The sequence below is a fragment of the Okeania sp. SIO2B9 genome, assembly GCF_010672505.1.
GTDB lineage: Bacteria > Cyanobacteriota > Cyanobacteriia > Cyanobacteriales > Microcoleaceae > Okeania > Okeania hirsuta.
This window is the reverse complement of sequence record NZ_JAAHGK010000012.1, coordinates 1-14,254: the sequence shown is the minus strand read 5'-3', so window position 1 is coordinate 14,254 and position 14,254 is coordinate 1. Positions and strand designations below refer to the sequence as shown.

At 37.7% G+C, this 14,254-nt stretch carries 14 protein-coding genes; 11 read left to right on the top strand and 3 right to left on the bottom strand.

The window, feature by feature from the left end:
- Window positions 1-300 precede the first annotated feature (300 nt).
- The 7 genes from groES to cas6 all read left to right on the top strand — a co-directional run bounded on the left by groES (window position 301) and on the right by cas6 (window position 5,408).
- The gene (gene groES / locus F6K13_RS01260) at window positions 301-612 is read left to right on the top strand and encodes a co-chaperone GroES (protein ID WP_124147414.1); all 312 of its coding nucleotides are present in this window, start codon (window positions 301-303) and stop codon (window positions 610-612) included.
- A gap of 317 nt (window positions 613-929) precedes the next feature.
- A complete protein-coding gene (groL, locus tag F6K13_RS01255) occupies window positions 930-2,564 on the top strand; it encodes a chaperonin GroEL (RefSeq protein WP_124147415.1) in 1,635 nt (544 codons plus the stop codon).
- 270 nt (window positions 2,565-2,834) lie between these two features.
- Window positions 2,835-3,002, top strand: coding sequence for a hypothetical protein (locus F6K13_RS01250; RefSeq protein WP_161564727.1), 168 nt, complete (start codon window positions 2,835-2,837; stop codon window positions 3,000-3,002).
- A 165-nt stretch (window positions 3,003-3,167) separates the two neighbouring features.
- The gene (locus F6K13_RS01245; protein ID WP_124147416.1) at window positions 3,168-3,494 is read left to right on the top strand and encodes a hypothetical protein; all 327 of its coding nucleotides are present in this window, start codon (window positions 3,168-3,170) and stop codon (window positions 3,492-3,494) included.
- Window positions 3,445-4,233: a hypothetical protein gene (locus tag F6K13_RS01240; protein WP_161564728.1), complete on the top strand. Its 789-nt coding sequence runs from the start codon at window positions 3,445-3,447 to the stop codon at window positions 4,231-4,233. Before F6K13_RS01245 ends, F6K13_RS01240 begins: the two co-directional genes overlap by 50 nt.
- 578 nt (window positions 4,234-4,811) lie before the next feature.
- On the top strand, window positions 4,812-5,213 hold the full coding sequence (locus tag F6K13_RS01235) for a hypothetical protein (protein WP_240039183.1): 402 nt from the start codon (window positions 4,812-4,814) through the stop codon (window positions 5,211-5,213).
- A gap of 30 nt (window positions 5,214-5,243) precedes the next feature.
- Window positions 5,244-5,408 (top strand): CRISPR system precrRNA processing endoribonuclease RAMP protein Cas6, encoded by a 165-nt coding sequence (cas6, locus tag F6K13_RS01230; protein ID WP_339379426.1) that lies wholly within the window; start codon window positions 5,244-5,246, stop codon window positions 5,406-5,408.
- Between the two features lie 178 nt (window positions 5,409-5,586).
- Here the strand turns inward: cas6 and F6K13_RS01225 are convergent, their stop codons facing one another.
- Both F6K13_RS01225 and F6K13_RS01220 read right to left on the bottom strand, forming a co-directional pair.
- On the bottom strand, window positions 5,587-6,378 hold the full coding sequence (locus tag F6K13_RS01225; RefSeq protein WP_124147418.1) for a tetratricopeptide repeat protein: 792 nt from the start codon (window positions 6,376-6,378) through the stop codon (window positions 5,587-5,589).
- A 15-nt stretch (window positions 6,379-6,393) separates the two neighbouring features.
- Window positions 6,394-6,726 carry a hypothetical protein gene (locus F6K13_RS01220; RefSeq protein WP_287286695.1) on the bottom strand — a complete coding sequence of 111 codons (333 nt, stop codon included), beginning with the start codon at window positions 6,724-6,726 and terminating at the stop codon, window positions 6,394-6,396.
- A gap of 104 nt (window positions 6,727-6,830) precedes the next feature.
- Here F6K13_RS01220 and F6K13_RS01215 point away from each other — a divergent pair, with 104 nt between their 5' ends.
- The 4 genes from F6K13_RS01215 (at window position 6,831) to F6K13_RS35740 (ending at window position 11,322) form a co-directional block, all read left to right on the top strand.
- Window positions 6,831-8,021: a hypothetical protein gene (locus F6K13_RS01215; protein WP_124144281.1), complete on the top strand. Its 1,191-nt coding sequence runs from the start codon at window positions 6,831-6,833 to the stop codon at window positions 8,019-8,021.
- A gap of 148 nt (window positions 8,022-8,169) precedes the next feature.
- A complete protein-coding gene (locus tag F6K13_RS01210; RefSeq protein WP_124144282.1) occupies window positions 8,170-8,625 on the top strand; it encodes a Mov34/MPN/PAD-1 family protein in 456 nt (151 codons plus the stop codon).
- Window positions 8,626-8,883: 258 nt separating this feature from the next.
- The gene (moeB, locus tag F6K13_RS01205; RefSeq protein ID WP_124144283.1) at window positions 8,884-10,056 is read left to right on the top strand and encodes a molybdopterin-synthase adenylyltransferase MoeB; all 1,173 of its coding nucleotides are present in this window, start codon (window positions 8,884-8,886) and stop codon (window positions 10,054-10,056) included.
- Window positions 10,057-11,199: 1,143 nt separating this feature from the next.
- Entirely contained in the window at window positions 11,200-11,322 is a 123-nt protein-coding gene (locus F6K13_RS35740) for an HNH endonuclease (protein WP_124144289.1), read from the top strand.
- A 332-nt stretch (window positions 11,323-11,654) separates the two neighbouring features.
- On the opposite strand, the gene gnd is transcribed toward F6K13_RS35740, so the two are convergent.
- Window positions 11,655-13,076: a decarboxylating NADP(+)-dependent phosphogluconate dehydrogenase gene (gnd, locus tag F6K13_RS01190; RefSeq protein ID WP_287286694.1), complete on the bottom strand. Its 1,422-nt coding sequence runs from the start codon at window positions 13,074-13,076 to the stop codon at window positions 11,655-11,657.
- Window positions 13,077-14,254 lie beyond the last annotated feature (1,178 nt).

Below are 14,254 nucleotides of genomic sequence, written 5' to 3'. Positions count from 1 at the left end.
TGAAAAAACCGATAGTCTTGCATGGTAATTGTAGAATACATATTTTTTAATTTCTCCCACACTCCTCATCTCCCATTCCCCCACACTCCCGGTGCTTCCTTTACCATTACTATGCACCACCACCAAAAACCAAATCCCTCAGTTCGGGAACCCGTACAGTTTCATCAGTTGCAATGGCAACTCCTATTCAGCTAAATTAGCACTCAGGTAGTGAGAGTGCTAAAAAAGAAAACGAAGCGGGTAATTTAGCTTCAGATTCTAGCCTCTCAGGAAAAATCAAATTTATCTGGAGGGAAAACAATGGCAGCCGTAACATTGAGTGTTTCTACTGTTAAGCCTTTAGGCGATCGCGTATTTGTCAAAGTTAGTGCAGCTGAAGAAAAAACAGCAGGTGGTATTCTTCTACCTGACAATGCAAAAGAAAAACCCCAAGTAGGAGAAGTTGCTGCTGCTGGTCCTGGTAAGCGCAATGACGATGGTTCCCGCGCAGAAATGGAAGTTAAAGTCGGAGACAAAGTGCTGTACTCCAAATACGCCGGAACAGATATCAAACTCGGTGGCGATGAGTATGTGCTACTTGCAGAAAAAGATATTCTCGCAATTGTTAACTAAGAATTATCAAGTTGTTCCATAGCACTAGCAAACTTCTTCGACCTATTTGATGTTTGCCAAAGTGCTAAAACAACAATTATCAATAAAATAACAAATAGAGCAGCGAGAAGATTGCTCCAATACCTTGAGTGAAACCACTCTCAAAGCAAGCTCACAGTATAGATTTTTGTCTATCCCGAGGAGTCTAGAAGTCTGTTGACAGGCTGGAAGCAAAAGTGGATTTATCCCTTTTGTGGTGTTTTTTTACACAGAATTCAGGGTGTTTCAACCCCTGGAGATGTCAAATCCACAATTACTAATCAATAAGAATTACAACTATGGCTAAACGTATTATCTACAACGAAAATGCTCGTCGCGCCCTCGAAAGAGGTATGGATATTCTAGCTGAGTCTGTAGCAGTAACACTCGGTCCAAAAGGTAGGAACGTAGTTCTAGAGAAAAAATTTGGCGCTCCTCAAATCGTTAACGATGGTGTGACAATCGCTAAAGAAATCGAACTAGAAGACCATATTGAAAATACAGGAGTTGCTCTAATTCGTCAAGCAGCTTCCAAAACCAATGACGCAGCAGGTGACGGTACTACTACAGCCACCGTTTTAGCTCACGCAATTGTAAAAGAGGGTCTAAGGAACGTAGCTGCAGGTGCTAACCCCATTGCCATCAAGCGCGGTGTTGATAAAGCAGCAGGTTTCTTGGTAGAAAAAATTGCATCTCACGCTCGTCAAATTGAAGATTCTAAGGCGATCGCTCAAGTTGGTTCCATCTCTGCTGGTAACGATGAAGAAGTGGGTAATATGATTGCCCAAGCAATGGATAAAGTGGGCAAGGAAGGCGTAATTTCCCTAGAAGAAGGGAAGTCAATGCAGACCGAACTAGAAATTACTGAAGGTATGCGCTTCGACAAAGGCTACATCTCTCCCTACTTTGCAACAGATATGGAGCGGATGGAAGCGGTACTCGAAGAACCAATGATTCTAATTACTGATAAGAAAATTGCTTTAGTACAAGATTTAGTACCAGTATTAGAACAAGTAGCTCGTTCTGGCAAACCTTTATTAATCTTAGCTGAAGATATTGAGAAAGAAGCTTTAGCTACTCTGGTTGTTAACCGTTTGCGGGGTGTGTTGAATGTAGCTGCTGTGAAAGCTCCTGGTTTTGGCGATCGCCGTAAAGCAATGTTAGAAGATATTGCTGTATTAACTGGCGGTCAAGTTATTACTGAAGATGCTGGTTTGAAACTAGAAAGCACCAAACTAGATATGCTTGGTAAAGCTCGTCGCATCAACATCACCAAGGACAACACTACCATCGTTGCTGAAGGTAACGAAAAAGAAGTTAAATCTCGTTGCGACCAAATTCGCCGTCAGATGGAAGAAACTGAATCTTCCTACGACAAAGAGAAGTTACAAGAGCGTTTAGCTAAGTTAGCTGGTGGGGTAGCTGTAATCAAAGTTGGTGCTGCTACTGAAACAGAAATGAAAGACCGCAAATTACGCTTGGAAGACGCTATCAACGCAACTAAAGCTGCTGTAGAAGAAGGTATTGTTCCTGGTGGCGGTACAACTCTAGCTCACCTAGCTCCCGATCTAGAAAATTGGGCAAATGAGAATTTGCAAGCAGAAGAGTTAACTGGTGCTTTAATTGTGAGTCGTGCTTTGTTAGCTCCTCTAAAGCGCATTGCTGAAAATGCCGGCCAGAATGGTGCTGTGATTGCCGAGCGCGTGAGAGAGAAAGATTTTAATACTGGTTACAATGCTGCTACTAACGACTTTATAGATTTGTTTGAAGCTGGTATTGTTGACCCTGCTAAGGTAACTCGTTCTGCTCTACAAAACGCTGCTTCTATTGCTGGTATGGTGTTGACAACTGAGTGTATTGTTGTTGACAAACCTGAACCCAAGGAAGGTGCTCCTGCTGGCGCTGGTATGGGCGGTGGAGATTTCGATTACTAGGTTTGAAGAAGGAAGAAGGAAGAAGGAAGAAGGAAAATATTGTGTTGTCTTAGTTTTCAGCTCTCGATCTATCTGCCTCCTTTCCTTTGACTGCTGTAAATAGTGTGTATTGTGTTTGGGCCACCTCCATTGATTGGGGGTGGTTTTTTTTATAGCAGAAGGAAGAATATTGCGTTGTCTTAGTTTTACAGAGGCTTTCATTTGGGTAGACTACTGTAGGGACGTTCCATGGAACGTCTTACGGAAGTCAGAAGTCAGAAGTAAAAAAAAGTGAATTTGGTCTCAAAATTATTGGTTATAGATGTTATTTTTATTGGTCATTTAGCATTTAAAGCGGTTAAATACTATGAACCCAATTATAAAGTTGACGTTTTTTCAAGAATTGTCTATCGTAATAAGGTGTGGGAAAAGTCTCAAGAGAGTAGCGATCGCAAGTGAGTTCATGAACACGTAATCCTAGCCCTACTCTGGAATTACTAAGTTAGTAGCTAAAGGTATTGGTTTGGTCGCTGTACGACTGATGCGAAAAGCTTTACATAAACCTCAATATTTAATGCAAGAGCTTTCCCTGCTACTTAATCAATTTAGAAGGAAAAAACAAACATGGACTTAAGACCAGGGCAACGTCTAAATCTGAGATACAAAAACCGGAAGTTTGAGGCTATTATTATCAATCCTCATGCTTTTGGGCATAATAAACCCAACATAGGTTTGAACTTCCGAATGTCAAATGAATATGCTGGCATTACTTATAAGCAGTTAGCGAAGTGGACACGCCAGACCCGTAATGAAAATCCTGGTGACTTTCATAGCACCGACATAATTGAGTATTTTGAATTACCAAAGAATAAAAAGCGATTTGCAGTATATCACTTACCATTTGATGAAAAAGAACAAAAAGCGATTTGCAGTATATCACTTACCATTTGATGAAGACGATAAAAAACAGGGTTATGGTAATCTTACAAGCCCCTATCATAAAGTTCTAGAGGTATCAGAGTTTATTGATCTTGCTTTTGAACTTCTCACAGAAAGAAGGCTACCCAATGGAACGCAAGACAAGATCAAAGACTTTCTTAAGTGGTTTGCCACCGAAGGTTTTTATGCCCAGGCATACACTGCGATCCAAGGAGTTTACACAAAAGCTGACAGTGAAGCGCTACATCAGTGGTTAGAGGCTCGTTTGAGGAATAAACATGAACGGTTGCCCTATGCTCGCTTTATTGCTGAAATTCGAGAGTCACCTGCCTACTGGACTGACTATACCTATATCAAACTATTTGGCAAACTTGCATCTGAAATGCGCCTAGAATGGGAGACAATAGATGGTACTCCACGCATTGCTCGTAATCATATTCCTGAAGCTTTGGGACTTGAAGCTGTAGGTTTTGTTGAGCGTATGACAACTGAGCTTTATACAGGTAATTTGTCTGAAGCGCACGACATCTCTATCAATGCTGCTAAACGCAAATACGAATTACCTGAGCCAGAAGATGTAAATATTGATCGGTTGTTTGAGTCAAAAACTCGAAAACTTAACCCACAGCAAATCAAAAAAATTCAAAATGATTATGCTATAGGAGTATCTCTTAAAGAACTTGCCGAACGTTTTGAGGTAACAGTACAAGCAATTAGTTATCACTGTAAAAATGTGAAGCGGGCAATCTAAATTAGTATCAAGATATAGATAATTAATCCATACTAGGGTTCTTAAGGGCTTTGTTGCTTTGTGCAAGAACCTGTAGAACCATTTTTGTCAAAATTTGCAATTTCTCAGAACATATTAAAGATGAAAACACAATCATTTTCCGACTTAAAAAAACTCTCTCCCCAACTACCCAAAAAATCCCTTACCTGAAAATATTGGTATTATTTGTGTCTCGCGTTAGAGGGGATACTCACGCCAAAAGTGACTGGGATTTTGCTGCACCATATGATGATGAATAAATTTGCAAAAATATGATGAGAGATAATACTTTTGCTTGGTTTGAAGTTCCGATAGGATTGGGAAATATTTTTCAAATTAACAGCGATATTATTGATGTGGTATAACTCAACAAATGTTCTCCACCATTAGGTTTTTATGTGGCACGAGATGGGAAAATTATTTATGAAAAAAACTTTTGCTAAACGGGACATTTATAGCATTTGACTACTTGATTTTTTTTAGGATACTACTACTTGTACACCAGTACCTAAAATCTTACTTTTAACTTTTGACTTTTAACTTTTGACTTTTAATTTCCCATGCCCTATAGTCTCGTCCTCAACCTAACCCCTAAATCTCCCATTCCTACCAAATATCTAACAGGCAGACATCTCCATGCTTTGTTCTTAACTTTAGTTAGTTCCGTCGATAGAAATTTAGGCGATCGCCTCCATGAATCTACTGGTAATAAACCTTTTACTGTTAGTCATTTACAAACTCAAAAACGCTCCTCAAAAAGTCGCGACCATACTCTCCAATGGCAACATAAAAAATTTATTCCACCAGGTACTAATTGTTGGTGGCGTGTATCTCTTTTAGATGACAATTTATTCAGCGAATTAACTCAACTTTGGTTGAATATTAATCCTGAAAAACCTTGGCATTTAGGTCTGGCAAATTTAAACATTATTAATATTCTTAGTACGCCGAAACCCGATTGACCTTGGGTAGGCTCTTTTTCTTATCAATAAATCTATGAAAATGCTTCTGATTCTCAGAGAATTATTACCCTAAATTTTGCTACTCCTACTTGTTTTCGACAAGGGAGTTATGATACGCCGATGCCTACTAAAGATTGTGTGTTTAATTCTTTATTGAATCGTTGGGATCAATATAGTGGGATGGAATTTTTTTAAATTCCGCTTGACTCGATATATCCTAGTTATTTCGATATTAATACAGAAATTGTTGCTGATTCTCGAAGTAAGTTTATTGGAGTTGTTGGTGAGGTTACTTATCGATTTTTTGGAGATGTTGAACCAGATAAAATTAAACAAATAAATGCTTTTAAAGTTAAACTTACCCAAATCCCTATTAAATTGATTTAATATCAGCATTCCGCTCAATTTTATCAATAACTTCTTTAACCCTTTCATACTCTAAATTTTTCTCTTCTTCTACAAACAATTCAGCAGCTTTCTGTAAATCTTCCAGAGCTTTTGGCAAATTTCCTAACTGCTCATATACAATTCCACGACTTTCATAAGCATTAGCAAAATTAGGCTGCAATTCAATGGCTCGATTAAGGTCTGCTAAAGCCGCTTCATAATCTCCTAATTCTAAATAAGCAGCACCCCGATTATGATAAGTCAAAAATAGTTCTGGATTAAGTTTTAAAGCCCGGTCGTAATTAGAAATTGCCTCCCGATAATTTCCCAAAGAACTATAAGCATTCCCTCGATTATTGTAAGCATCTGGTAAATTTGATTCAATTCCTAACGCCCGGTTGTAATCAATAATTGCTCCCCACTCGTCTCCCAATAAACGGCGGATATTACCCCGATTATTATAAGCATCTGCCAACTCAGGATTTGATTTAATTGCTTGAGAAAAATCTGCTATTGCTTGCTGATAATTCCCCAAATTTTGCCAAATATTACCTCGATTTAGATAAGTTTTAGCATAATTGGGGTTAAGTTTAATTGCCCAATTATAATCCTCTATTGCCCCCTGTTTATCTCCAAATTCAGTCCTAGCAACTCCCAGATTAAAATAAGTTTTAGCATCATTAGGTTTCAGTTCAATTACTTTAGAATAATCAGCAATAGCTCCTGGATAATCTCCTAATTTCCGCCGAATAATTCCCCGATTATTATAAGCATCCACAGCATTTTACTCTAATTATATTACTTTATAAAAATCGGCAATTGCACCTTGTGCGTCTCCTATTCCAGAACGAGCAACACCACGATTACTATAGACATAAAATAAGTTTTGCTCTAATTCAATTACTTTATTTAAATCCGCAATTGCTACTTGATAATTACCAATAATACTATTAATATTTCCTCGATTATAATAAGCTTCAATGCGACTAGGATCGAGATTAATTACATTAGTAAAATCCTCAATTACTCCTTGATATTCTGCTAATTCAATTCGTAAAATACCACGATTATAATAAGCTTCAATAAAATCCGGTATCAGCTCAATAGCTTTACTAAAATCATTCAAAGCTCCGGGAAATTACGCCATGGTTTAATCGACCGCTAAACATAGGATGATTGGAGGCCACAGTAGGCGTGTGAGCCTGTAGGCAGCTATTAAGGAGATGCGCCATGACCAGAAAAGAAATTATTAGAAATCCTAATTTTCTAAAAGAAATTAATCCCAAATATGTTTCTAGTTATCTAAATTTAAAAGGATGGAATCAGGAAATAAAAATATCTGACAAAGCTTCTATTTGGATTCTACATTCAGAGGAAGATAATGAAGATAACTACTATGAAATTTTACTACCTTTACAGTCTAGTCTTCAAGATTATGCTATTCGGATTAGTGAAGTTTTGCACACCCTATCTATTGTAGAAAATCGCCCCATAATTGAGATTATAAATGAAATCAATAATATTAATTTAGATATTATTAGAATTAGAGTTGACTATCCCGATCTAACAGATAATACTATTCATTTAGATGATGGAATTAGACTTTTTGATTCAACTAAACAATTGATGTATTCTATTTCATCTTCGGTTGTTAATCCTAGACCTTTTTTTCAAGGAGGCAGGTCTAAAAAAGTTACAGACTATATGGAAAGATTACGAATAGGTCAAACTGAACCAGGTAGTTACATTATTAAAATAATATCCCCAGTTTCCGACCCTTTGTCTGATAATTTTGAAAGACAAGTTATCAAAAAACTATTTAATGCTTTAGAGATAACTAATAATTTTCCTGAAAATATAGAGGAGGGGGAACAGCTAGTAGAAATTGTAGAGACAGGAATTAGTTCCAATTTCTGTGATGCAATTTTTAAAATGAGTCAAGGAGTTAGTAAAGAAGGAATTAAATTTAATTTAAGTCGCTCAAAGAATACTGAACTTCCCTCCAATTTTCGCTCTGAAATCAGCATAGATGTTGATGCTTTACCTAAATTAAAAGAGGCAAAAGAAAAACTCAAATCTAAAAAAGTAGTAACTTACTTTCAGGAAAGAGAAAAAGGAAGAAAAAGAAAATTATCTCCACTTTTTCAAGAACCATCTCAGACAGAATCTCTAGAGAAGGTTGAGGGAAAAGTTATCAAACTTGAATGGGGAGAAGAAGATAAAAAAGGACGAGTAACTATCATTACATCCATCCAGCCAAATACAGAAGAGTCAGAAGTAGTAATTGAGTTAAATCGCGCAGACTATAAAAAAGCTTTTCAGGCAAATCTAGACCAAACTCCAATTATTTGTACTGGAAATTTGCTTGAAGATGAAAATCAATTAGTTATTCGTGATGTTCGTACTTTTGTGGTTAGGTAAATATGTATTAATAGGGAGAAATATTAAAACACTTATAATATTTAACAGTTAAGTAAATAGACCACAATTATTAATGTCGCTTATCAAACTTTGAGCATACTTATTATTTTCTGTTTCCTTTTTTTCATTTCCCTACTTATTGAAACAAATGCCCCTAATACTCCCTCCCTCCCACTTCCAAAAAATTTCTACCCACGCCGAAACCTCCTACCCAAATGAATGTTGTGGCTTACTATTAGGTGAGCAAAACCAACAGACAAAAACAGTTATAGAAGTCTGGCCTGCTGAAAATGCCTGGGAAGCAGAAGCAGATGAATATTGGCCGGAACAAAAAGAATTTACAGAAGAAAAAAGATATGCCATATCCTCAGAACTAATGCTCAAAGCAATGAAATCCGCAAGAGAACGCCACCTATCCATCATTGCCATCTATCATTCCCACCCAGACCATCCAGCCATCCCCTCAGAATTTGACCGTACCTACGCCTGGCCAGAATATTCCTACATTATCCTTTCTGTTCAACAAGGTAAAACGATTGACTTTCTTAGTTGGTCTCTTGACGATAATCGTCAATTTCAAACAGAAGAAATTATTAAAAGATAAGCAATAAGATATATAGCGGGTTTAATGTAGGTAATTTTAGGAGTTGTATTATCCCAATATAGGGAAGTAAATCAATTAACTAGGGTGGGCTGCACCCGAAATTATGCTTGTAAATGGGAAGAATCCTAGTTTGAAGCAAGAAATAAACATCAAGACTGGCATTACCAGGTTTGACCTAACTTTGCCGGAATTGTTTAGGTTTTCTACTGTACAAAACCTCACATAATTTATCTAAGAAATTTTTAGACCTAAATTGTCATGTTAAATCCCAATCTGGAACAAATCCAGTTAAATACAGAAGAGTATCAACGTTACTCGCGCCACCTGATTCTACCGGAAGTAGGATTAGATGGTCAAAAACGTCTTAAGGCAGCCAAAGTTCTATGTATAGGCACAGGCGGTCTTGGTTCTCCACTATTGTTATATCTAGCAGCAGCAGGAATTGGAAATATTGGAATTGTAGATTTCGATATTGTCGATCATTCCAATTTACAACGACAGGTTATTCATGGTACTTCCTGGGTGGGTAAGCCAAAAATTGAATCTGCCAAAAATCGGATTCACGAAATTAATCCTCACTGTCAGGTTGACCTTTACGAAACTCGGTTAAGTTCTGAAAATGCCCTCGACATTCTCAAGTCTTATGATGTAGTTGTTGATGGTACTGATAATTTCCCGACTCGTTATTTGGTTAATGATGCTTGTGTGCTTCTGAACAAACCTAATGTCTATGGCTCAATTTTCCGTTTTGAGGGTCAGGCAACTGTCTTTAATTATGAGGGTGGACCTAACTACCGCGACCTTTACCCCGAACCCCCGCCTCCAGGAATGGTACCTTCTTGTGCAGAGGGTGGTGTGTTAGGTATTTTGCCAGGAATGATTGGAGTTATCCAAGCAACGGAAACTATCAAAATTGTTTTGGGTGAAGGTACAACTTTGAGTGGTAGATTGTTACTTTATAATTCTCTAGATATGACTTTCCGGGAATTGAAACTGCGTCCTAATCCAGTACGACCAGTTATTGAAAAGTTGATTGATTATGAACAGTTTTGTGGCATTCCTCAAGCTAAAGCACAGGAGGCAGAAAGTAAGATGGCTATTCCAGAAATGACGGTTCAAGACTTGAAGCAGTTATTAGATAGTGGAGCGGATGATTTTGTCTTAGTTGACGTGCGGAACCCCCACGAATATGAAATTGCCAAAATTCCTGGGTCTGTTTTAGTACCATTGCCAGATATTGAGCAGGGTTCTGGTGTGGAAAAGGTTAAGGAATTAATGAATGGTCATCGTTTAATTGCTCATTGTAAGATGGGTGGGCGATCGGCTAAAGCGTTAGGTATTCTGAAGGAGAATGGTATTGAGGGTACTAATCTCAAAGGTGGAATTACTGCCTGGAGTCAGGAAATAGATTCTTCTGTACCTCAATATTGAGGTAGCACTCAGCACTCAGCTATTAGCAATCAGCTTCTAGTTGCTTGTATAATGGGGGTTTTAATCCCCCGTTAACACGCATCACGGGCTTTTTCGCTCCTCTTGGGGGAGTTTAAACCCTCGAATTTGAGAACTGACAGCTAAATGCTGTTTGCGGAGCATTCCAGAACGGACAAACTGATAGCTAGTTAAGTTTTTTAGCGTGCAATATTTGCACCGTGATTCCGAGATAATTTTAATTATTTCCCCTTTATTGACATCCTCCCAACGGAGTCCCGCACTTAAAATCCTATGCAGATGTCAACTGAATAACCATGTGGGTGAAAGCCAGTATCCAAGAATACTTAAGTCCCACTCTCCAGGTGCGGGAGTAAAAGCATATCCCCTATGGTAGAGAATGGTCATCAATCCATAAAGCGGGGATAAAACGTCAAAAGTATACCTAATCTCGCGGTCAATGCAGACTGAGCAAGTCCGTATGGATAACACAAATGAAGGAACAATAGAACCGTCTACGCTAGTTACTAGCGAAAAGAGATTGATACGCTAGGCGAACCAAAAGGTCACAAATATTAGGAATCAACAGAGTTCTCTTCTAGTTGATAAGCACTTCCTCGCAAAGGCGGATAGTTCCATCCTAAGCGGATAAAACAATGATTATTCGGAACAAAATAACCCTGGTATTTACTCTGTGAGGAGGTCGATACCCACAGTAGTCAACCAAGACGCAAACTCTAGGAAACTAGGTAGTACTGAGGAAAGATTGGGTCAGAAAGCGAACGCCTAGCTGTAATGGTTGGGATACGCTCACAGACTCACGATGTAACGGAAGATAAGCCTGTTAGTAGCAAGTAATGTTATGAACACTGAGTTAACACCGATGTATAAATGGAAGGACATCCCCTGGCGAAAGTTGGAAAGGATGGTCTTTAAGCTACAGAAACGGATTTATTCAAGCGTCTCGTTGTGGCAACGTAGCATTAGTTCACAAACTCCAAAAGTTGCTCGTTAAATCTTGGTCAGCCAAAGCTATTATAAAGCAGGTAAATGTCGTTCAGGATAAAGATACAAAAGAAGCAAAAAGGAATATGCCTCTACTGTGGATTACATTTTCAAGATGGAGACATTATCTAACTTGACCATATCGTCCCTAAGTCATTAGGCGGAAAGGATGAATATAAAAACTGGCAATTACTCCATCGACACTGCCACGATACTAAGACTTTCATTGATAGAAGTTATGGCACAAAATCTGACTGTACATAGTGTCAAGCCCAAACCACTGTTTGATATTCCAAAGAATTATCGTTGGATAGAAGATATGTTGGTGGTGAGGTAGACTTGGCAAGTCCCGTTTCATTGAGGAGCGGAGTGAAGAGAAATTTTCACGCTCCGTTTTGGAGAGCAACGCCTCTGGTGAGGGAGTCGTTGACTTTAATCTATAACTCAGCACTTCTGATACAGAAAATAGGATTATTATCAACACAGGGGGAGAACATCACCTCACACGAAACTGCGATTCGTTTACTTGCGAGTTGAAGAATCCCGCGTTGTCCCGTAAGAGCAACGTCGGGAGTATGTCAAACAGACAGAAAGAATTACTTACTAGGCCACTCAGTGTGGAAGAATTCACCACGAGGTTTATCAGTGCGCTCATAAGTGTGAGCGCCGAAATAATCCCGTTGAGCCTGAGTCAAGTTTTGAGGTAAAGTTGCTCGACGATAACTATCAAAATAATCCAGAGAAGCACTAAAGGCAGGAACAGGTAATCCTAAATTAGCAGCAGTGGCAACAACTTCCCTCCAAGCATCTTGGCGATCGAGAATAGTCTGCTTAAACTCTGGTGCTAACAATAAATTAGGTAGACCAGGATTTTCATCAAAAGCTTTCTTAATTTTATTCAAAAATCCAGCCCGAATAATACAACCACCTTTCCAAATTCGCGCCGACTCACCCAAATTCAGATTGTAATTAAATTCCTTGGATGCGGCAGCCAACAATGCCATAGCTTGAGCATAAGAACAAATCTTAGAACAATACAAAGCATCCCGCACTTTGTTAATCATAGCTTGGGCATCGCCTTCATACTTACCAGTCGGACCTGTTAATTCTTTAGAAGCTGCTACACGCTCATCCTTAATACCAGACATAATCCGAGCATTAACAGCAGCGGTAATAGTTGGAACAGCAACACCCAACTCTAAAGCATTAATTACCGTCCATCTACCTGTACCTTTTTGTCCAGCAGAGTCAATAATCATATCAACTAGATGATTGCTAGTTTCAGTATCTTTCTTGGTAAAGATGTCGGCGGTAATTTCAATTAAGAAAGATTCCAACTCAGGAGTTTTATTCCACTCAGCAAAAATTTCATGGAGTTGTTCGTTACTAATACCAACAGCATTTTTGAGTAAGTCATAAGCTTCAGCAATTAACTGCATATCGCCGTACTCAATGCCGTTGTGTACCATTTTTACATAATGACCAGCACCACCAGGACCGATGTAAGTGACACAAGGACCATCATCAACTTGAGCTGCTATTTTAGTTAAAATTGCTTCTAACTCTTTGTAGGAAGCCTCTGTACCGCCTGGCATTAAACTAGGTCCCCATAAAGCTCCTTCTTCACCACCACTAACTCCCATCCCCATGAAACCTAGTCCGGTGGATTCTAAATCTTTAGTGCGACGTTCTGTGTCTTCGTAGAGGGAGTTACCACCGTCGATAATCATATCATCTTTGTCTAGGAGAGGTTTTAGTTGTTCGATGACTTTATCAACTGGTCCTCCTGCTTTTACCATAACTAGGATTCTGCGGGGTCTTTCTAGAGATTGGACAAAATCTTCTAGAGTGTAAGCAGCATGGACGTTTTTACCTTGTGCCCGCTCTGCCATAAATTTCTCGGTTTTATCGCTACTGCGATTGTATACGGAGATGGGAAATCCATTGCGTTCTACGTTGAGAGCTAGGTTTTCTCCCATTACAGCTAGACCGATAACACCAAATTTTTGCTGTCCCATAATCTTTTGACTTCCCTGAGTTTCTCTACTAAATTTTAAGTACAGTTTTTAGATTACAGGTGTTTTTTTTTGACTTTTTCTAGTAAAGGTTTTTTTTAAGATTTCAAGTATAGGTTGATACAAAAAAAACGTATTTAATACAAATTAATAATTCTGTATCAATCAATTCAGTGTTATAGATAATTTGCTTCAATAGTTTAAAGTTTAACTAAACGTAAAATTATAATCTATATTATTATCAGGGAATGATTTTTTTTTATTTTGTCTTAATTATAAAGTGAAGTTCATAATTACTATATTTAGAAGGCTCCCAATATTATCTTTGATTTACTGTAGAATAAACTGTGCATAATATATGACTCTATAACCACCCGTAATTATATAAGAAATTAATAATTTTTCTAGCACACTAAAGGAGAGAAACTTAGTAACGCTAGCAGTATATTTGGGAAATAAATCAATAAAATATTGTTCATAATTGATGATAAATTAAAAGTAAATCAAAATCATAATTTGTACAAAGTGTTAAATTAAATGAAGCTAAGTAATCAATTAATTATAAACATTTATCTAAACTATTAGATAGATGGAGAATAAAAGTATCAAGTGTAATAAATTAAAAAAGCTTTGTGTTGTACTAGAACAAAGATGTTAATTTTCTTTGGGCAAAAAAGATAAACTATTAAGGAAGGCAAGCTACCTTTTGGGAAAGGTTCACCGATGGCTGATAGATTACACTAATCAATACAAGAATTGTAGACTGAATCAACTAGGCAAAAAAACAGTAGACCCCGCGACGACTAAAGTATTAAAGGAACCCGCACCAAGAGAGATTATTAAAAACTCAATAAATTCACTGAATAATTAATATTTTTAGGTTTTAAGACTCTCCTTTTAATAAAAAAAATAATTCTTATATTTTTTTAGTCAATCCTCTTTTTTGAAGAAAAGGTAATTATTTAAAAGTTTAGTAGGGTATAAAATTATTAGTAGGGTATAAAATTAAAGGCTATTAACTTTTCCCAGAAAGTATGAAACTACGATTCCTGTTCCCTATGCGAAGCTCCAGTGCTTCCTTTTTAACAGATAATTTTACACAACTGCCCCGAGTGCTATATTTATTTGTATTCAGGGCAGCCAAAAATTAGTATAGTTAGAGTTGTCAGATATGCTGATGA